Annotated in this window: 16 protein-coding genes and 1 other annotated feature; of the genes, 13 read left to right on the top strand and 3 right to left on the bottom strand. The window is 53.8% G+C overall.

What is annotated here, in order from left to right; translation table 11 throughout:
• Position 1 precedes the first annotated feature (1 nt).
• Complete coding sequence (creA, locus tag RAC65_RS11225; protein ID WP_006117619.1) at positions 2–475, top strand: protein CreA; 474 nt, start codon at positions 2–4, stop codon at positions 473–475.
• A 40-nt stretch (positions 476–515) separates the two neighbouring features.
• Here creA and arcA read toward each other — a convergent pair whose 3' ends face one another.
• Positions 516–1232 (bottom strand): two-component system response regulator ArcA, encoded by a 717-nt coding sequence (arcA, locus tag RAC65_RS11220; RefSeq protein ID WP_006117620.1) that lies wholly within the window; start codon positions 1230–1232, stop codon positions 516–518.
• Positions 1233–1833: 601 nt separating this feature from the next.
• On the opposite strand from arcA, the gene RAC65_RS11215 reads away from it, so the two are divergent.
• From RAC65_RS11215 to thrC, 5 genes are all read left to right on the top strand, one after another.
• Positions 1834–2538, top strand: a complete 705-nt coding sequence (locus RAC65_RS11215; RefSeq protein WP_006117621.1) for a tRNA/rRNA methyltransferase — start codon at positions 1834–1836, stop codon at positions 2536–2538.
• A gap of 187 nt (positions 2539–2725) precedes the next feature.
• Positions 2726–2794: a thr operon leader peptide gene (gene thrL / locus RAC65_RS11210; RefSeq protein WP_071988721.1), complete on the top strand. Its 69-nt coding sequence runs from the start codon at positions 2726–2728 to the stop codon at positions 2792–2794.
• Positions 2733–2852: a sequence feature (Thr leader region), on the top strand. Its footprint overlaps the gene before it by 62 nt.
• Before the next feature lie 25 nt (positions 2853–2877).
• Positions 2878–5340: a bifunctional aspartate kinase/homoserine dehydrogenase I gene (gene thrA / locus RAC65_RS11205; RefSeq protein WP_375096704.1), complete on the top strand. Its 2463-nt coding sequence runs from the start codon at positions 2878–2880 to the stop codon at positions 5338–5340.
• A 2-nt stretch (positions 5341–5342) separates the two neighbouring features.
• Complete coding sequence (gene thrB, locus RAC65_RS11200) at positions 5343–6272, top strand: homoserine kinase (protein ID WP_375096722.1); 930 nt, start codon at positions 5343–5345, stop codon at positions 6270–6272.
• A 3-nt stretch (positions 6273–6275) separates the two neighbouring features.
• Positions 6276–7559: a threonine synthase gene (gene thrC / locus RAC65_RS11195; RefSeq protein ID WP_162286076.1), complete on the top strand. Its 1284-nt coding sequence runs from the start codon at positions 6276–6278 to the stop codon at positions 7557–7559.
• 52 nt (positions 7560–7611) lie between these two features.
• On the opposite strand, the gene yaaA is transcribed toward thrC, so the two are convergent.
• Positions 7612–8385, bottom strand: coding sequence for a peroxide stress protein YaaA (gene yaaA / locus RAC65_RS11190; RefSeq protein ID WP_375096703.1), 774 nt, complete (start codon positions 8383–8385; stop codon positions 7612–7614).
• Positions 8386–8592: 207 nt separating this feature from the next.
• On the opposite strand from yaaA, the gene tal reads away from it, so the two are divergent.
• From tal to nhaA, 6 genes are all read left to right on the top strand, one after another.
• Complete coding sequence (tal, locus tag RAC65_RS11185; protein WP_006117626.1) at positions 8593–9546, top strand: transaldolase; 954 nt, start codon at positions 8593–8595, stop codon at positions 9544–9546.
• 116 nt (positions 9547–9662) lie between these two features.
• A complete protein-coding gene (gene mog / locus RAC65_RS11180; RefSeq protein ID WP_006117627.1) occupies positions 9663–10250 on the top strand; it encodes a molybdopterin adenylyltransferase in 588 nt (195 codons plus the stop codon).
• A 104-nt stretch (positions 10251–10354) separates the two neighbouring features.
• The gene (locus tag RAC65_RS11175) at positions 10355–11662 is read left to right on the top strand and encodes an MFS transporter (RefSeq protein ID WP_375092755.1); all 1308 of its coding nucleotides are present in this window, start codon (positions 10355–10357) and stop codon (positions 11660–11662) included.
• A 408-nt stretch (positions 11663–12070) separates the two neighbouring features.
• Positions 12071–13981 (top strand): molecular chaperone DnaK, encoded by a 1911-nt coding sequence (gene dnaK / locus RAC65_RS11170; protein WP_039338776.1) that lies wholly within the window; start codon positions 12071–12073, stop codon positions 13979–13981.
• 102 nt (positions 13982–14083) lie between these two features.
• Positions 14084–15226 carry a molecular chaperone DnaJ gene (dnaJ, locus tag RAC65_RS11165; protein WP_006117631.1) on the top strand — a complete coding sequence of 381 codons (1143 nt, stop codon included), beginning with the start codon at positions 14084–14086 and terminating at the stop codon, positions 15224–15226.
• A 236-nt stretch (positions 15227–15462) separates the two neighbouring features.
• Positions 15463–16641 (top strand): Na+/H+ antiporter NhaA, encoded by a 1179-nt coding sequence (gene nhaA, locus RAC65_RS11160; protein WP_367143317.1) that lies wholly within the window; start codon positions 15463–15465, stop codon positions 16639–16641.
• A 344-nt stretch (positions 16642–16985) separates the two neighbouring features.
• On the opposite strand, the gene rpsT is transcribed toward nhaA, so the two are convergent.
• Positions 16986–17249 (bottom strand): 30S ribosomal protein S20, encoded by a 264-nt coding sequence (rpsT, locus tag RAC65_RS11155; RefSeq protein WP_006117633.1) that lies wholly within the window; start codon positions 17247–17249, stop codon positions 16986–16988.
• 317 nt (positions 17250–17566) lie between these two features.
• Here rpsT and ribF point away from each other — a divergent pair, with 317 nt between their 5' ends.
• Complete coding sequence (gene ribF, locus RAC65_RS11150) at positions 17567–18493, top strand: bifunctional riboflavin kinase/FAD synthetase (RefSeq protein WP_006117634.1); 927 nt, start codon at positions 17567–17569, stop codon at positions 18491–18493.
• Positions 18494–18495: the final 2 nt, after the last annotated feature.

Below are 18495 nucleotides of genomic sequence, written 5' to 3'. Positions count from 1 at the left end.
CATGACAATAACTCGTCTTGCGATCGCCACCTTCGCTGGTCTGCTATTTTCCAGTTCGCTGCTGGCCGAAGAGATCGGCTCGGTCGATACCGTATTTAAGATGTTTGGGCCGGACCACAAAATTGTGGTGGAAGCGTTCGATGATCCTGATGTTAAAAATGTAACCTGCTATATCAGTCGGGCCAAAACGGGCGGGATTAAGGGCGGACTGGGACTCGCAGAGGACACGTCTGACGCCGCTATTTCCTGTCAGCAAACCGGACCGGTTGAGTTAAGTGATAAGATCGCCAAAGGAAAAGCGCAGGGTGACGTTGTGTTTCGCCAGCGTACTTCACTGATTTTTAAAAAGTTGCAGGTTGTCCGCTTCTTTGACAGCAAGCGCAATGCGCTGGTCTACCTGGCGTATTCGGATAAGGTGGTGGATGGTTCGCCGAAAAATGCGCTGAGTGCCGTGCCGATTATGCCCTGGCATTAACGCATAAAAAAACGCCCGAAAGGGCGTTTTTCTGAGGCCGTTACTCTTGCAGGTCACCGCAGAAACGGTAGCCTTCACCGTGAATGGTAGCGATGATTTCTGGCGTATCCGGTGTGGATTCGAAATGTTTACGAATACGGCGGATGGTGACGTCAACGGTACGATCGTGAGGTTTCAGATCGCGTCCGGTCATTTTTTTCAGCAAATCAGCACGGGTCTGAATTTTGCCGGGATTTTCGCAGAAGTGCAGCATGGCGCGGAACTCACTGCGCGGCAGTTTGTACTGCTCACCGTTGGGATTGATCAATGAACGGCTGTTGATATCCAGTTCCCAGCCGTTGAACTTATAGCTCTCGACCTGACGACGCTCTTCATTAGGCAGCGGTAAGTTCATGGTGCGTAACAGCAGATTACGTGCACGAATAGTTAACTCACGCGGATTAAATGGCTTCGTGATGTAGTCGTCTGCGCCAATTTCCAGTCCAAGGATCTTATCAACTTCGTTATCGCGTCCTGTCAGGAACATTAATGCCACATTAGCTTGCTCACGCAGTTCACGCGCCAGTAACAGGCCGTTTTTGCCCGGCAGGTTGATGTCCATGATAACCAGGTTGACATCATTGTCGGTCAATACCTGATGCATTTCTGCACCATCGGTCGCTTCATACACGACATAACCTTCCGCCTCAAAAATACTTTTGAGGGTATTACGCGTGACCAGTTCGTCTTCAACGATGAGAATGTGCGGGGTCTGCATGTTTAGCTACCTAATTTTGCCAACTAAATTGAAAACAGGGCGTACAGCGGTTAGGTGCTCTCCAGTGCGGAGAACGGCAAGCTTTGCTGAACCGTTGTACGAAAGTCATTGTGATAAGCTTTTATCAAGGTCAACAACCGTGTTCGCTCAGCCAGCCGTAACGACAATTCCATGCCCTGCGGAATAATAAATTGAAACATATACTAACTGTCTTAACAGCAACCTAACAGCAATAACAACAACTGCTAAGCATAAAAACAACGCTTCGTTGACTTATATCAAATGCAATTGTAGCACGTTAACATTTCTGTGAAAAACATCCCGAAAAATTGACGCAGAAGGCGATTACACGTCATTTTTGTACCGACAGGCACAGCACAGCACAAAACGGGATGTTAGAAACTTACTATCACAGGGGGCTGAATTGAAAGGCTTTTATTTTGAATTTTCTGATAATGTGCACTTTATGGTAAAAAAGGACGCAATGGCTTTTTTTAACGTGTTTTAACATGTATTTCAGGGTGTTAACCTCAAAGCTTATACCTCTTAATATCACGCTACATGTTACACTGCACCGTCTACATTTACTGATGGAATGATCATGCTTTTTCCTCTTATCCTCGTCTCGCCCGCCCGGCCGGAAAATATCGGCGCAGCGGCCCGTGCCATGAAAACCATGGGTTTTAGTGAACTGCGCATTGTCGCCAGCGATGCCTGGCAGGACCCGGCTGCACGCCGTGTGGCGCACGGCGCGGGGGACATCCTGGATAACGTGAAAACATTTGCTACGCTGGCTGATGCGCTGGCGGATATCGATTTTTCCGTCGCCACCACCGCGCGCAGTCGCGCCAGGTTCCGTTACTACGCCACGCCCCAGCAGGTTGAAGCCCGGTTGCTTGAAAAGCGGCAGTGGGTAAACAGCATGGCGCTGGTGTTTGGTCGCGAAGACAGTGGGCTGACCAACGAGGAACTGGATCAGGTTGACCTGCTCACCGGGATCCCTATGGCGCAGGACTATCCTTCATTAAACCTGGGGCAGGCGGTGATGGTGTACTGTTATCAGTTAGCGGCCCTTAACCAGGTCACAGCACCCGTTACGCCGCTTGCCGATGCGCAGCAATTGCATGCGTTGCGCCAGCGTCTGACGCAGCTACTCCAGCAACTGGATGTCAGCGACGACATCAAAATGTCAGACTGGATTAATCAGCGTATTGGTTTGCTGGAACAGCGCGACAGTGCAATGCTGCATCGCCTGTTACATGATGTGGAAAAAAAGCTCGCAGAGAAATCCTCGGGGAATGCGTAACTATTTAGTGACAGATGTTAATTAAGCGCACGATACCAAACGATTCGCCAGGTTTTTTTCCTGCAATCACACGCTAAGCATGGCGAGTTTTTTTTGCACAAAGGATAAAACCGTTGACTTGATGTGCGCTTTGATTTACTTCTTAGAACCAGACGGACAATCAATGACAGACAGAAAATAAATCTGAATGCGTAATCACAGCCTGAACACCACAATTATTACCACCACCATTACCATGGGTAACGGGGCGGGCTGACGCATCCAGGAAAAACAAAAAAAGAAGCCCGCACCTCACGAGTGCGGGTTTTTTTTTGACTCAAAATCAGGAGAGTTGACATCATGCGAGTGCTGAAATTCGGTGGGACCTCGGTGGCCAATGCAGAGCGTTTTCTGCGCGTCGCCGATATTCTGGAAAGTAATGCGCAACAGGGACAGGTTGCTACCGTGCTTTCTGCACCTGCAAAGATTACCAACCACCTGGTTGCGATGATTGAAAAAACCATCAGCGGTCAGGATGCGTTGCCCAATTTGAGTGATGCGACGCGCATCTTCGCAGAACTGCTGCAGGGGCTGGCCGAGGCACAACCCGGTTTCGACTATGAGGTGCTGAAAAGCCGTGTTGACAGCGAATTTGCGCAACTTAAACAGGTTCTGCACGGCATCAGCCTGTTAGGACAGTGCCCTGACAGCGTCAATGCGGCCATTATCTGTCGGGGCGAGAAGCTCTCCATTGCCATTATGGAAAAGCTGTTAGAAGCCCGTGGCTATGGCGTCAGCGTGATCGACCCGGTCGAAAAACTGCTGGCCATCGGTCATTATCTGGAATCAACCGTGGATATCGCCGAGTCAACCCGCCGCATTGAAGCCAGTCAGATCCCAACAGAAAACATGATCCTGATGGCTGGTTTCACCGCCGGTAACGAACGGGGTGAACTGGTGGTGCTGGGCCGCAACGGTTCTGACTATTCAGCGGCGGTGCTGGCGGCCTGCCTGCGGGCCGATTGCTGTGAGATCTGGACCGATGTGGACGGGGTTTATACCTGCGATCCGCGCCAGGTTCCGGACGCGCGCCTGCTCAAATCCATGTCTTACCAGGAAGCAATGGAGCTGTCCTATTTCGGGGCCAAAGTTCTGCATCCTCGCACTATCGCACCTATCGCGCAGTTTCAAATCCCTTGCCTGATCAAAAACACGGCCAATCCCCAGGCGCCAGGTACGCTGATTAGCGGCAACGGCGAGCAGGATGAGTATCCGGTTAAAGGCATCACCAACCTGAACAATATGGCGATGTTTAACGTCTCCGGCCCGGGCATGAAAGGCATGGTGGGCATGGCGGCCCGCGTCTTTGCCACCATGTCGCGCACCGGCATTTCTGTGGTGCTCATTACCCAGTCTTCGTCTGAATACAGCATCAGCTTCTGCGTTCCTCAGAGCGAGCAGGCCCGCGCCCGTCGCGTGCTGGAGGACGAATTCTATCTTGAACTGAAAGATGGTCTGCTGGATGCGCTGGACGTTATCGAAAATCTGGCGGTGATCTCGGTCGTGGGTGACGGAATGCGTACCCTGCGCGGGATTTCAGCCAAGTTCTTCTCTGCGCTGGCGCGGGCCAATATCAATATCATTGCGATTGCTCAGGGCTCGTCTGAACGATCAATTTCCGTCGTGGTAAACAATGACGACGCCACCACCGGTGTTCGCGTGGTGCACCAGATGCTGTTTGCCACCGATCAGGTGATTGAAGTCTTCGTGGTGGGCGTTGGCGGTGTGGGCGGCGCGCTGCTGGATCAGTTGCATCGCCAGCAGGCCTGGCTCAAACAGAAGCATATCGACTTGCGCGTATGCGGTATCGCCAATTCCCGTGCGCTGTTAACCAATGTACACGGTATTGATCTTAGTAACTGGAAAGGCGAGATGGAGCAGGCCAAAGAGCCGTTCAATCTGGGACGCTTAATTCGTCTGGTAAAAGAGTATCATTTGCTCAATCCGGTGATTGTGGACTGCACATCAAGTCAGGCGGTGGCCGACCAGTACGCGGATTTTCTGGCTGAGGGCTTCCACGTAGTGACGCCGAATAAAAAGGCGAATACCGCGTCATGGGAATATTACCAAAAGATGCGCGCCGCCGCTGCCGGATCGCGCCGTAAGTTCCTGTACGACACTAACGTGGGCGCCGGTTTGCCCGTTATTGAAAATTTGCAAAATTTGCTGAATGCAGGCGATGAATTGATCCGCTTCTCCGGTATTCTGTCGGGATCGCTGTCGTATATTTTTGGCAAACTGGATGAAGGTGTCTCGCTGTCGGAGGCCACGCGCATGGCGCGCGAAATGGGATTCACTGAGCCGGATCCGCGTGACGATTTATCCGGCACGGATGTCGCGCGTAAGCTGCTCATTCTGGCACGCGAAGCCGGCTATCAACACGAAATGCACGACATTGAGATTGAGCCGTTGCTGCCAGCGCACCTGACCGCCATCGCCGATGTTGAGCAGTTTATGCAGCAACTGCCCGACGTCGATGCGGCGATTGCCGCCCGAGTGGCGCAGGCGCGTGAGGCGGGCAAAGTGTTGCGTCTGGTCGGCGTGATCGAAGAAGGCGGGGCGTGCAAAGTCAAGATCGAGGCAGTAGACAGTAACGATCCGCTTTTTAAAGTGAAAAACGGTGAGAATGCACTGGCTTTCTACAGCCGCTATTATCAGCCCATTCCGTTGGTGTTGCGCGGATACGGTGCAGGAAATGACGTGACAGCAGCGGGCGTGTTCGCCGATCTGCTGCGCACACTGTCGTGGAAGTTGGGAGTGTAATGATGGTAAAAATTCATGCGCCGGCCTCAATAGGCAATGTCAGCGTGGGCTTTGATGTGCTGGGCGCGGCGGTCTCGCCAGTGGATGGTTCATTGCTGGGAGATTGCGTCTCGGTCGAGGCGGCCGACAGCTTTAGCCTGAGCAATACTGGCCGCTTTGTCAGTAAACTGCCCAGCGATCCTAAAGAGAATATCGTCTATCAGTGCTGGGAGCGGTTCTGCGAAGCCATTGGCAAAAGCGTGCCGGTGGCGATCACGCTGGAAAAAAACATGCCTATAGGCTCGGGGCTGGGCTCCAGCGCCTGTTCCGTGGTTGCGGGTCTGATGGCCATGAACGAATTTTGTGGCAAACCGCTGGATGACAACCAGCTCCTGACGTTAATGGGGGAGCTGGAAGGGCGCATTTCCGGTAGCGTGCATTACGATAATGTCGCGCCGTGCTTCCTTGGCGGGATTCAACTGATGATCGAGGAAAATGGGATCATTACCCAGGCGGTGCCAGGCTTTGACGACTGGCTGTGGGTGATGGCCTATCCGGGCATCAAAGTGTCAACAGCGGAGGCGCGGGCGATTTTACCGGCGCAGTACGCGAAGCAGGACTGCATCAAGCACGGCCGACTGCTGGCCGGATTCATTCATGCCTGCCATACGCGCCAACCCGCGCTGGCGGCTAAACTGATGCAGGATGTGATTGCTGAGCCGTACCGGACTCAGCTGTTACCGGGCTTTGCCCAGGCACGTCAGGCTGCTCAGGATATCGGGGCGATGGCCTGCGGTATTTCGGGCTCTGGCCCCACGCTCTTTGCCATTTGCAACCAGATGGAAACGGCACAGCAGATGGCCGACTGGCTGAGCCAGCACTATCTGCAGAACGATGAAGGCTTCGTCCATATCTGCCGTCTTGATACGGCTGGCGCACGTAAACTGGGATAACGCATGAAACTCTACAATCTTAAGGATCATAACGAGCAGGTCAGCTTCGCCCAGGCGGTGAAACAAGGTCTGGGTTCACAGCAAGGGCTGTTTTTCCCGCTTGAGCTGCCTGAATTTGAACTGACCGACATCGATGCCATGCTGGAGATGGATTTTGTTACACGCAGCAGCAAAATCCTCTCTGCCTATATTGGCGACGAAGTGCCGGCGGCGCACCTGACTGAACGCCTGAAAACGGCCTTTACCTTTCCGGCACCGATCAAAGCGGTGACCGATGATGTCGCCTGTCTTGAACTGTTCCACGGCCCAACCCTGGCGTTCAAAGACTTTGGTGGCCGTTTTATGGCGCAGATGCTGTCCTATGTAAGTGGTTCAGATGAGCAGATCACGATTCTGACGGCAACCTCTGGCGATACCGGTGCCGCCGTCGCCCATGCGTTTTACGGCATGGAAAATGTGCGCGTCGTGATCCTGTATCCGCAGGGCAAAATCAGCCCGTTGCAGGAGAAATTGTTCTGTACGCTGGGCGGCAACATCGAAACCATTGCGATTGACGGCGATTTTGATGCCTGCCAGGCATTGGTCAAACAGGCCTTTGATGATCAGGAACTGAAGAAAGCTATCGGCCTGAACTCAGCCAACTCCATTAATATCAGCCGTCTGCTGGCGCAGATTTGTTATTACTTTGAAGCCGTCGCGCAACTGCCGCAGGAAAAACGTAATCAACTGGTCGTCTCTGTACCAAGTGGCAACTTTGGTGATTTGACGGCAGGTCTGCTGGCGAAGTCACTTGGGCTGCCGATCAAGCGGTTTATTGCGGCAACGAATGCCAATGACACGGTGCCACGCTTTCTTGGCAACGGCGAATGGCAGCCTAACGCGACCGTCGCGACATTGTCGAACGCCATGGATGTGAGCCAGCCGAATAACTGGCCGCGCGTTGAGGAGCTGTTCCGTCGCAAAACCTGGCGCCTGAGTGATTTAGCCTACGGCGCGGTATCCGACGCGGTGACGCGCGAAGCGATGCGTGATCTGGCGAAACTGGGTTACGTATCAGAGCCGCACGCGGCGATTGCCTGGCGCTTGCTGCGTGACCAGTTACAGGACGGCGAGTACGGCTTATTCCTTGGCACGGCGCACCCGGCGAAGTTCCTGGAGAGCGTGGAAAGTATTCTGGAGCAGAAGCTGGCGCTGCCGACTGAACTGGCAGAGCGTGCCGATCTGCCGTTGCTGTCGCATATCATGAAGGCAGATTTTGCCTCACTGCGTGCCTTTTTGCTGAAATAAAAGAAAGGTGGCTCGTGCCACCTTCCTGCATTCCGTCGCGCGTCGGGCAGGTTTACTGTTCGGCGCGTTTAAACACCAGTTCGTTGTCTCTGCTTTCCTCTGCTGCAAACCGATAACCCTCAAGGTCAAACCGGGTTAACTGCTCAGGTTGGGTCAGGCGCTGCTGAATAATAAAGCGGCTCATCAATCCCCGGGCCTTCTTCGCATAGAAACTGATGACTTTATACTTGCCGTTTTTCTCATCCAGAAACACCGGCTTGATCAGGCGCGCCTGCAGTTTTTTCGGTTTGATCGCTTTGAAGTATTCGTCTGACGCCAGATTAATCAATATGTCATCGCCCTGGCGGGCAAGGGCTTCATTCAGTTTTTCAGTGAGCAGGTCGCCCCAGAAGCTGTAAAGATCCTGGCCTGCCGGATTCGCCAGCTTGATGCCCATCTCCAGGCGATACGGCTGCATCAGATCCAGCGGACGCAGTAAACCGTATAAGCCCGACAGCATCCGCAGATGTTGCTGCGCAAAGTCGAAATCGTGTTCGCTAAAGGTTTCAGCCTGCAAACCGGTGTAGACATCACCTTTGAACGCCAGAATAGCCTGACGGGCATTATCCAGGCTGAAGTCGGGATGCCAGCTGTTGAAACGTTCGGCGTTCAGATGGGCCAGTTTATCGCTGATACTCATTAATGACGCGATCTGCGCAGGCGACAGCGTACGCGCAATCTGAATCAACTGTTGTGACTTTTCTAACAGGGCAGGTTGGGTAAAGTGCTGCGTGGCCAGGGGGCTTTCATAATCCAGCGTTTTGGCGGGCGAGATCACCATCAACATCGTCGCGTCCTCAGTAAGTCCCTTTCAGAAAGGGGAGAGCCAGTCATTGTTGCTGCGAGTGTAGCAAAAAAGCCGCAAGGATCGGCAAATCACTCCCATTCGTTCGCGCTATCGTAAACGGCATTCCCCGACCTTGCACCGCCGTTGCCGCGTGATATTATCCCAACAGCCTTTTATCACCCTGACAGTTAACTAAGAGAAAAGAACATGACGGACAAACTGACCTCCCTGCGTCAACTGACCACCGTAGTGGCCGACACCGGTGATATCGCAGCGATGAAGCTGTATCAACCCCAGGATGCCACCACCAACCCTTCTCTGATTCTTAACGCTGCTCAAATCCCTGAATACCGTAAACTGATTGATGAAGCGATCGCGTGGGCACGTCAGCAGAGCAACGATAAAGAGCAACAACTGCAACTGGTCTCTGACAAACTGGCCGTAAACATTGGTCTGGAAATCCTTAAACTGGTCCCGGGCCGCATTTCGACCGAAGTGGATGCGCGTCTTTCTTACGACACAGAAGCCAGCATTGCCAAGGCACGCAGCCTGATCAAACTCTATAACGATGCCGGTATCAGCAACGATCGTATCCTGATCAAACTGGCGTCAACCTGGCAGGGTATTCGTGCAGCAGAACAGCTGGAAAAAGAAGGCATCAACTGTAACCTGACGCTGCTGTTCTCCTTCGCCCAGGCGCGTGCCTGTGCGGAAGCGGGCGTGTATCTGATTTCGCCTTTTGTAGGCCGTATCCTCGACTGGTACAAAGCGAACACCGATAAAAAAGAGTACGCGCCACACGAAGATCCAGGCGTGGTATCCGTCTCTGAAATCTATAACTACTACAAGCAACACGGTTATGAAACGGTGGTTATGGGGGCAAGCTTCCGTAACGTCGGTGAAATCATTGAGCTGGCTGGCTGTGACCGTCTGACCATTTCACCTGCGCTGCTGAAGGAGCTGGCTGAAAGCGAGGGCTCGCTGGAGCGTAAGCTGAGCTACAGCGGTGAAGTGAAAGCGCGTCCGGAGAAAATGACCGAGTCAGAGTTCCTGTGGCAGCACAACCAGGATCCGATGGCGGTGACCAAGCTGGCGGAAGGTATCCGCAACTTTGCCATCGACCAGGGCAAACTTGAGAAGATGCTGGCAGAAATGCTGTAATCGTTCACCGTGGCGGCACCGTCGCCACGGTTTTCCCTTTCCGTCACGGTTTGTTATTCTTTTCACTACATCCTTTCCTTATCACCGCACTGCGGTAAACCACAGCGAACAACATCATGAACACATTACGTATCGGATTGATCTCGGTTTCCGATCGCGCAGCGAACGGCATTTATCAGGATCAGGGCATTCCGGCTCTGGAAGCCTGGCTGAGCGGTGCGATCAGCACGCCTTTTGAACTGGAAACGCGACTGGTCCCGGATGAGCAGCCCATGATTGAGCAGGCCATTTGCGAGCTGGTGGACGAACGCTTCTGTCATCTGGTGCTGACCACCGGTGGAACCGGTCCGGCACGTCGTGATGTGACGCCGGATGCGACGTTAGCGGTGGCCGATCGCGAGATGCCAGGATTTGGCGAGCAGATGCGGCAAATCAGCCTGAAGTTTGTGCCGACCGCGATTCTATCGCGCCAGGTGGGCGTGATTCGTAAACAATCCCTGATCCTTAACCTGCCCGGTCAGCCGAAATCCATTAAAGAAACGCTGGAGGGGCTGAAAGACGCGCAGGGCAACGTCCTGGTCCCAGGTATTTTTGCAGCTGTACCTTATTGTTTACAGTTGCTCGACGGACCTTATGTCGAAACCCACGCGGAATGTGTAGCAGCTTTTCGCCCAAAAAGCGCCATACGTGAGATAAATAACTAAATATTCTGCTTTTCAGGAATAAGCTACAGCCTGGCTGGTGTGGTGATAAATTGACGGTATAGTAAGCACAGCTTTACAACCGTTCTCTTTATCTCTGGACGCCTATGACCACACTTGAGACGCCTCGCCTGAAACCTCAGGACTATAAAACGCTGGCACTGGCTGCGCTGGGTGGCGCGCTGGAATTTTACGACTTTATCATCTTCGTTTTTTTCGCCGCCGTTATCGGTGAACTCTTCTTTCCCGCCGATATCCCCGACTGGCTTCGCCAGTTACAGACGTTCGCCATTTTTGCCGCGGGTTATCTGGCGCGTCCGCTTGGTGGCATCATCATGGCGCACTTTGGCGACAAAGTGGGCCGTAAAAAAATGTTCAGCCTGAGCATATTGCTGATGGCCTTACCCACCCTGGCAATGGGCGCGTTGCCCACCTGGACGTCGATTGGTCTTGCCGCGCCGCTGTTGATGCTGCTTCTGCGCATGCTGCAGGGGGCGGCTATCGGTGGTGAAGTGCCTGGTGCATGGGTGTTTGTGGCGGAGCATGTACCTTACAAACGCATTGGTATTGCCTGCGGCACGCTGACCGCCGGCCTGACGATTGGCATCCTGTTGGGATCGGTGGTGGCAACCTTAATTAATACAACGCTGACGCAGCAGGCGATTCACGATGGCGGCTGGCGCATTCCTTTCTTTCTGGGCGGGGCGTTTGGCTTAGGCGCCATGTATTTACGCCGCTGGCTGCATGAAACGCCGGTTTTCGTGGAGATGCAGCAGCGCAAAACGCTGGCGCAGGAACTGCCGCTGAAAACCGTGGTCATGAAACATCGAAAATCGGTAGCGATTTCAATTCTGCTGACCTGGATGCTGTCGGCCTGTATCGTTGTGGTGATTTTGATGGCACCGGTCTGGTTGCAGAAACAGCATGGAATGGCGCCGGCGCTGACCTTAAAAGCCAACAGCATTGCGATTATTATGCTGTGTGTGGGCTGTATCGTATCCGGACTGCTGGTGGACCGCTTCGGTACCAGCCGGACATTAAGCACAGGAAGCGTATTGCTCGCACTGTGCAGCGGGCTGTTCTATTCGCTGGCACCGCAGCATCCCGATTACCTGTTTTTGCTTTACGGGCTGGCAGGTCTTAGCGTGGGTGTTGTCGGGATTGTGCCCTTTGTCATGGTGCGCGCGTTCCCCGCCGAGGTTCGCTTCACCGGCCTGTCTTTTTCCTACAACCTTTCCTATGCGGTGTTTGGCGGGCTGACGCCGATTTGCGTAACATTGCTAATGAATGTGTCTCCCCTGGCGCCTGGCTGGTATGTCATGGCGCTGGCGCTGGTGGGACTGATCGTCAGCGTCTGGCTGAGACAGGATATCAGCCACGAGCCTTGCCTGAGTGAAGGCATCAATCAGGCCTGAACCCTGTACGCGGAGCCCGGCTCCGCGCTTTCTTTTTCTCTGCCAGCCGCGGCGTGCAGTCTGATGCTCGCCGCCGCGCCCTGCGCCAGATAAAAGCGTACCGTACCCGGACTGCCCATTGTATGGATGAACAGAACCGAAACGTGGACTGTTTCGAGGCGGCATTTTGCCGCACTCTCGTCAGGGAGCGCGTCAGTTTATTATCTTGGTTAAGGCAGCCTGAGCGGCCGTTGAAAATTTTTTTTCATTTAACCCTTGATGCGCTTCTAAGCGACCCCATTTACTTGTCATCGAGCGTTGTGGACGTTGGAAAAAAAAGCATGTGAGGTCGGGTTGAATGTCATCAACCTGCCCACATAAAAGGTTCACAACCCAAACTGGCAACGAATTTAAGTGGGAGATGTTTAGATGGGTAAGATTATTGGTATTGACCTGGGTACAACCAACTCTTGTGTTGCGGTCATGGACGGCACCAAAGCGCGTGTGCTTGAGAACGCCGAAGGCGATCGCACCACGCCTTCGATCATCGCTTACACACAGGATGGTGAAACTCTGGTCGGACAACCGGCTAAACGTCAGGCTGTGACCAACCCGCAGAATACCCTGTTTGCGATCAAGCGTCTGATTGGCCGTCGCTTCCAGGACGAAGAAGTACAGCGTGATATCAAAATCATGCCTTACAAAATTGTGGGTGCTGATAACGGCGACGCATGGCTGGAAGTGAAAGGCCAGAAAATGGCACCGCCGCAGATTTCTGCGGAAGTGCTGAAAAAAATGAAGAAAACGGCTGAAGATTTCCTGGGTGAGCCCGTAACTGAAGCGGTTATCACCGTTCCGGCTTACTTCAACGATGCTCAGCGTCAGGCAACCAAAGATGCTGGCCGTATCGCAGGTCTGGAAGTCAAACGTATCATCAACGAACCGACGGCAGCAGCGCTGGCGTACGGCCTGGATAAAGGCCAGGGCAACCGCACCATCGCAGTTTATGACCTGGGTGGCGGTACCTTCGATATCTCTATCATCGAAATCGACGACGTTGATGGCGAAAAGACCTTTGAAGTTCTGGCAACTAACGGTGATACACACCTGGGTGGTGAAGACTTCGACAGCCGCCTGATCAACTATCTGGTGGCAGAATTTAAGAAAGACCAGGGCATCGATCTGCACAACGATCCACTGGCGATGCAGCGCCTGAAAGAAGCTGCCGAGAAAGCCAAGATCGAGCTGTCTTCTGCGCAGCAGACCGATGTTAACCTGCCGTACATTACGGCGGATGCTACCGGTCCTAAGCACCTGAACATCAAAGTGACCCGTTCTAAACTGGAGTCGCTGGTTGAAGATCTGGTTGCGCGCTCTATCGAGCCGCTGAAAGTCGCACTGCAGGATGCGGGCCTGTCCGTTTCGGACATCAACGACGTTATCCTGGTGGGTGGTCAGACACGTATGCCACTGGTTCAGGCTAAAGTGACTGAGTTCTTTGGCAAAGAGCCACGTAAAGACGTGAACCCGGATGAAGCGGTGGCGGTCGGTGCTGCGGTACAGGGCGGTGTGTTAGGTGGCGACGTGAAAGACGTTCTGCTGCTGGACGTGACTCCGCTGTCACTGGGTATCGAAACCATGGGCGGCGTGATGACTTCGCTGATCAGCAAGAACACCACCATCCCAACCAAGCACAGCCAGGTGTTCTCGACGGCAGAAGACAACCAGTCTGCGGTAACGATTCACGTGCTGCAGGGTGAGCGTAAGCGTGCCAGCGACAACAAGTCACTGGGCCAGTTTAACCTGGACGGCATTCAGCCTGCGCCACGCGGTATGCCGCAGATCGAAGTGACCTTCGACATCGATGCGGATGGTATCCTGCACGTATCAGCGAAGGACAAAAACAGCGGTAAAGAGCAGAAGATCACCATTAAAGCGTCTTCCGGCCTGAACGAGGACGAGATTGCGAAAATGGTGCGTGATGCTGAAGCGAACGCGGAATCTGACCGTAAGTTCGAAGAGCTTGTGCAGACCCGCAACCAGGGTGACCAGATCGCTCACAGCACACGTAAGCAGCTGGATGAAGCGGGCGACAAACTGTCAGCGGATGACAAAGCCCCAATCGAAGCGGCGCTGAGCGCGCTGGAAACGGCGCTGAAAGGCGAAGATAAAGCAGAGATCGATGCCAAAATGCAGGCGCTGATGGAAGTTTCCAGCAAACTGATGGAAGCCGCACAGCAGTCTCAGGCGGGTGCAGCGGATGCCCACGATGCGTCAGCGAAGAAAGATGACGATGTGGTCGATGCTGAATTCGAAGAAGTAAAAGACAATAAGAAATAATTGCCCCTGACCGGGCGCGACGGTTGCCCTGACAGCCGTTGAAACCAGCACGGGCGTAGGAGTTTTCTCCACGCCCGTGCGATCATGTTAAGGGCTAAATAAATGGCGAAGAGTGATTACTACGAGATTTTAGGCGTCGCCAAATCTGCAGACGAGCGTGAAATCAAAAAGGCGTACAAACGCCTGGCGATGAAATATCACCCGGACCGTAATCCAGGCGATAAAGACGCCGAAACCAAGTTTAAAGAAGCAAAAGAAGCCTACGAAATCTTAACGGACGCCCAGAAGCGCGCGGCCTACGATCAGTACGGTCATGCCGCCTTTGAACAAGGCGGTATGGGCGGAGGTGGATTCGGCGGCGGCTTTGGCGGCGGCGGTGCAGATTTCAGCGATATCTTTGGCGACGTTTTCGGTGACATCTTTGGTGGTGGCCGCCGTCAGCGCGCAGCCCGTGGTTCAGATTTGCGCTACAACATGGAGCTGACGCTGGAAGAAGCGGTTCGCGGCGTGACCAAAGAGATCCGTATTCCGACGTTAGAAGAGTGCGATGTCTGCCACGGCAGCGGTGCCAAAGCGGGGACCAAACCGCAAACCTGTTCGACCTGTCATGGCGCAGGCCAGGTGCAAATGCGTCAGGGCTTCTTCACCGTGCAGCAGGCCTGTCCAACCTGTCATGGCCGGGGTTCGGTGATCAAAGATCCGTGCAACGCCTGTCATGGTCATGGCCGCGTCGAGAAATCCAAAACGCTGTCGGTGAAAATTCCGGCGGGCGTCGACACGGGTGACCGTATTCGGTTGAGCGGTGAAGGTGAAGCCGGTGAGCAGGGCGCACCCGCGGGCGATCTGTACGTTCAGGTGACGGTGAAAAAACACCCGATCTTTGAACGTGAAGAGAACAACCTCTACTGCGAAGTGCCGATCAACTTTGCCATGGCGGCGCTGGGCGGTGAGATTGAAGTGCCTACCCTGGACGGACGCGTGAAGCTGAAGGTACCGGCAGAGACTCAGACCGGTAAGCTGTTCCGTATGCGCGGTCGCGGTGTGAAATCGGTGCGCGGTGGTGCGGTAGGTGACCTGCTGTGCCGTGTTGTGGTGGAAACCCCAGTCAGCCTGAATGACAAGCAAAAAGCGCTGCTGCGTGAGCTGGAAGAGAGCTTTGGTGGACCCAGCGGCGAGCACAACAGCCCGCGTTCCAAAAGCTTCTTTGACGGCGTGAAAAAGTTTTTTGACGATTTAACCCGCTAATCGCACGGACGTATGTCACTAAAGCGGAGAGAACATTCTCCGCTTTTTTTATGCCAGCATCAGGGCGGAGGTACGCCGTTACTTAGGGCCCTGTCTTCTCTTGCCTGTTTTCCTTCTTCTCTTTGCTGTCGCCAAAATGTCGACATTACGTAAAAGCGGATAAATTAGCTTTTTATCAGGTTCAGTGAATCGTTACACTGCTCAGCATTGTGTTTTCCGCTCAGGAGGAGTGCATTTTGTCAAAACCTCGTCGTATCAGGCATTTAATTAAAAGTTTTATTGAGAGTGATGCCAGCAACGGTATGGTGTTAATTCTGGCTGCCGTGGTGGCGATGGTTCTCGCGAACAGTACGTCCACCGCTCAGGGCTACCAGGCGCTGCTGGAGACACCGGTGCAGATTCGCTTCGGTGAGCTGGATATCAGCAAAAATCTGTTGTTATGGATCAATGACGCCCTGATGGCGCTGTTCTTCCTGCTGATTGGTCTGGAGGTGAAGCGTGAACTCATCTCGGGTGAACTGGCCAGCCGCGATCGGGCCGTCTTCCCGGTTATTGCCGCCTTAGGGGGAATGGCGGCGCCTGCCATCCTGTTTTTACTGTTTAATCACGGGGATGAGATCGCCCGCAATGGCTGGGCCATTCCCACCGCGACGGATATCGCTTTTGCGCTGGGCGTGCTGGCCCTGCTGGGCAGCCGTGTCCCGACGGCCCTGAAAGTTTTTTTGATGGCGCTGGCAATTATCGATGACCTGGGGGCGATTATCATTATCGCGCTGTTCTATACCAGCGATCTCTCAGTAACGTCTCTCAGCGTGGCGGTAGGAGCCATTGTCGTGCTGGCCATCCTGAACCGGTGTAACGTGCGTAATATCGCCGTTTATATGCTGGTTGGGCTGGTGCTGTGGACTGCGGTACTGAAGTCCGGCGTCCATGCAACGCTTGCGGGCGTCGTCGTCGGCTTCTTTGTCCCGCTGGAAGAGAAAGACGGTCACTCGCCGGCTGAACATCTGGCGCATGGCTTGATGCCCTGGGTGAACTGGCTGATTCTGCCGCTGTTTGCCTTCGCCAACGCCGGGATTTCGCTGACGGGGATTACCTTTGGCGATGTGCTGTCACCCGAGCCGCTGGGCATCATCCTTGGCCTGCTGATCGGTAAGCCATTAGGGATTACCCTGTTCTGTTGGCTGGCGGTGACGCTGAGGCTGGCGGTGCTGCCCAATGGCACGACGCTGCGCGATATCATGGCGATTGGCGTGCTGTGCGGCATTGGTTTTACGATGTCGATCTTTATCAGCTCGCTGGCTTTTGATGCGGCTCATGAACAGCTGGTGACATTCTCGAAGCTGGGGATTCTGAGCGGTTCACTGCTCTCGGCTGTGCTGGGTTACACGTTATTGCGATATAAACTGCGGTAAACGAAAGGAGGCGCACGCCTCCTTTTGCCTTCCCCGACGCGGTTATGCAGCCAGGGCGAACATAAAAGATTACGTTTTTGCGTACGGGGATAACGCGAAAAGGGCAGATATCGGATCGGGGCGGCACAGGCTGAATCATGGGCACCTACCGCTTATGCCTGATAGCGTTTTCCCGTCGTCCGTGGGCTATCCGTTGTCACAGAAAGGCGAGCTTTGAAGCGGTTCGCCATCTGCGCGGGCTGTCTGGCAAGGAAGCGGGAAAGAGGAAGGTCGGCAGTGAATCGCAGACATAAAAAAACCGGCTCAGAGCCGGTTCTTTCAACAAAGCGATAAACAAAAGGCGATTAAGCCAGTTTGTTGATCTGTGCAGTCAGGTTTGCTTTATAACGTGCAGCTTTGTTTTTGTGGATCAGACCTTTAGCAGCCTGACGGTCCACGATTGGTTGCATTTCATTAAATGCATTCTGCGCAGCAGCTTTGTCGCCTGAAGCGATCGCCGCGTATACTTTCTTAACGAAGGTACGCATCATAGAGCGACGGCTTGCGTTATGCTTGCGACGTTTCTCAGATGTTACGGCACGTTTCTTAGCTGATTTGATATTAGCCAAGGTCCAACTCCCAAATATGTTCGATAGAGACAAATCAAAGGCCGAGGACTATGCCTTTTGGACCTTCTGTTGTCAATGGATTTGTGCAAATAAGCGTCGTTCACAAGTGATAACCTGCACGACACTCGGTTACGTATTTGATGGCGCAAGATTCTACCAGCTTCTGTGTCCTGAATACAGTATTTCGCAACAAAATTCTCTTTGTGGCTCTGCGTGCCGGTAAATACGGCCTGTTACGCATGAAAGGCGTGTTCACGGGTTAACCTCGGCGGCTTTCGAGGGTATAATCCGCCGATTTCCACCGGTTTGAGTCAGCCATGAAGTTTATCCGCGGTATTCATAATCTTAATGCGCAGCATCACGGCTGCGTTCTGACCATTGGTAATTTCGATGGTGTGCACCGCGGCCATCAGGCGCTGATGGGGCGGTTGATGGAAGAAGGCCGGAAACGTCAATTGCCGGTCATGGTGATGGTGTTTGAACCTCAGCCGCTGGAGCTGTTTGCCGGTGGCAATGCCCCTGCCAGACTGACCCGCCTGCGCGAAAAACTCAGGTACCTGGCAGAAATCGGCGTGGATTATGTGCTGTGCGTGCGGTTCGACCATCGCTTCGCCGCACTCTCGGCGCAAAGTTTTATCAGCGAATTGCTGGTGAGCAAACTGGGCGTGAACTACCTGGCCGTTGGGGATGATTTCCGCTTTGGCGCTGGTCGGCAGGGGGATTTCCTGCTATTACAGAAAGCCGGAGTAGAATACGGTTTCGACGTCGTCAGCACAGAAACGTTTTGCGACGGCGGTAAACGCATCAGCAGCACGGCGGTGCGTCAGGCGCTGGCTGAGGACAATCTGGCGCTGGCGCAGTCGCTGTTGGGCCATCCTTTCAGTATCTCAGGGCGCGTGGTGCACGGTGATGCACTGGGACGCACGCTGGGATTCCCTACTGCCAATCTCCCTTTACGCCGCTGCGTCTCGCCGGTCAAAGGCGTGTATGCAGTAGAAGTCGAGGGCCTGGGGCCGAAACCCCTGCCCGGCGTCGCCAACATTGGCACGCGCCCGACAGTAAAAGGTTTACGCCAACAGCTTGAAGTTCACCTGTTGGACATCAATATGGATCTCTATGGTCGCCACATTGATGTGGTATTGAAGCAGAAAATACGAAACGAGCAGCGCTTTGCTTCACTGGACGCGTTGAAAGAGCAAATTGCGAAAGACACGGTAACGGCCCGACAATTTTTTGGCCTGTAACC

Origin of the sequence: Pantoea sp. BS_8, assembly GCF_041954965.1 — a bacterium.
Lineage (GTDB): Bacteria > Pseudomonadota > Gammaproteobacteria > Enterobacterales > Enterobacteriaceae > Pantoea > Pantoea stewartii.
The sequence above is the reverse complement of the archived record's forward strand: the minus strand, read 5'-3'. Positions and strand labels throughout refer to the sequence as shown.

Bases quoted from the DNA above. Each gene is read 5' to 3' on its own strand.
- dnaK (WP_039338776.1), top strand. From the start codon at position 12,071: ATGGGTAAGATTATTGGTATTGACCTGGGTACAACCAACTCTTGTGTT.
- RAC65_RS11215 (WP_006117621.1), top strand. From the start codon at position 1,834: ATGCTTTTTCCTCTTATCCTCGTCTCGCCCGCCCGGCCGGAAAATATC.
- thrC (WP_162286076.1), top strand. From the start codon at position 6,276: ATGAAACTCTACAATCTTAAGGATCATAACGAGCAGGTCAGCTTCGCC.
- thrA (WP_375096704.1), top strand. From the start codon at position 2,878: ATGCGAGTGCTGAAATTCGGTGGGACCTCGGTGGCCAATGCAGAGCGT.
- arcA (WP_006117620.1), bottom strand. From the start codon at position 1,232: ATGCAGACCCCGCACATTCTCATCGTTGAAGACGAACTGGTCACGCGT.
- thrB (WP_375096722.1), top strand. From the start codon at position 5,343: ATGGTAAAAATTCATGCGCCGGCCTCAATAGGCAATGTCAGCGTGGGC.
- dnaJ (WP_006117631.1), top strand. From the start codon at position 14,084: ATGGCGAAGAGTGATTACTACGAGATTTTAGGCGTCGCCAAATCTGCA.
- yaaA (WP_375096703.1), bottom strand. From the start codon at position 8,385: ATGTTGATGGTGATCTCGCCCGCCAAAACGCTGGATTATGAAAGCCCC.
- tal (WP_006117626.1), top strand. From the start codon at position 8,593: ATGACGGACAAACTGACCTCCCTGCGTCAACTGACCACCGTAGTGGCC.
- RAC65_RS11175 (WP_375092755.1), top strand. From the start codon at position 10,355: ATGACCACACTTGAGACGCCTCGCCTGAAACCTCAGGACTATAAAACG.
- mog (WP_006117627.1), top strand. From the start codon at position 9,663: ATGAACACATTACGTATCGGATTGATCTCGGTTTCCGATCGCGCAGCG.
- ribF (WP_006117634.1), top strand. From the start codon at position 17,567: ATGAAGTTTATCCGCGGTATTCATAATCTTAATGCGCAGCATCACGGC.
- creA (WP_006117619.1), top strand. From the start codon at position 2: ATGACAATAACTCGTCTTGCGATCGCCACCTTCGCTGGTCTGCTATTT.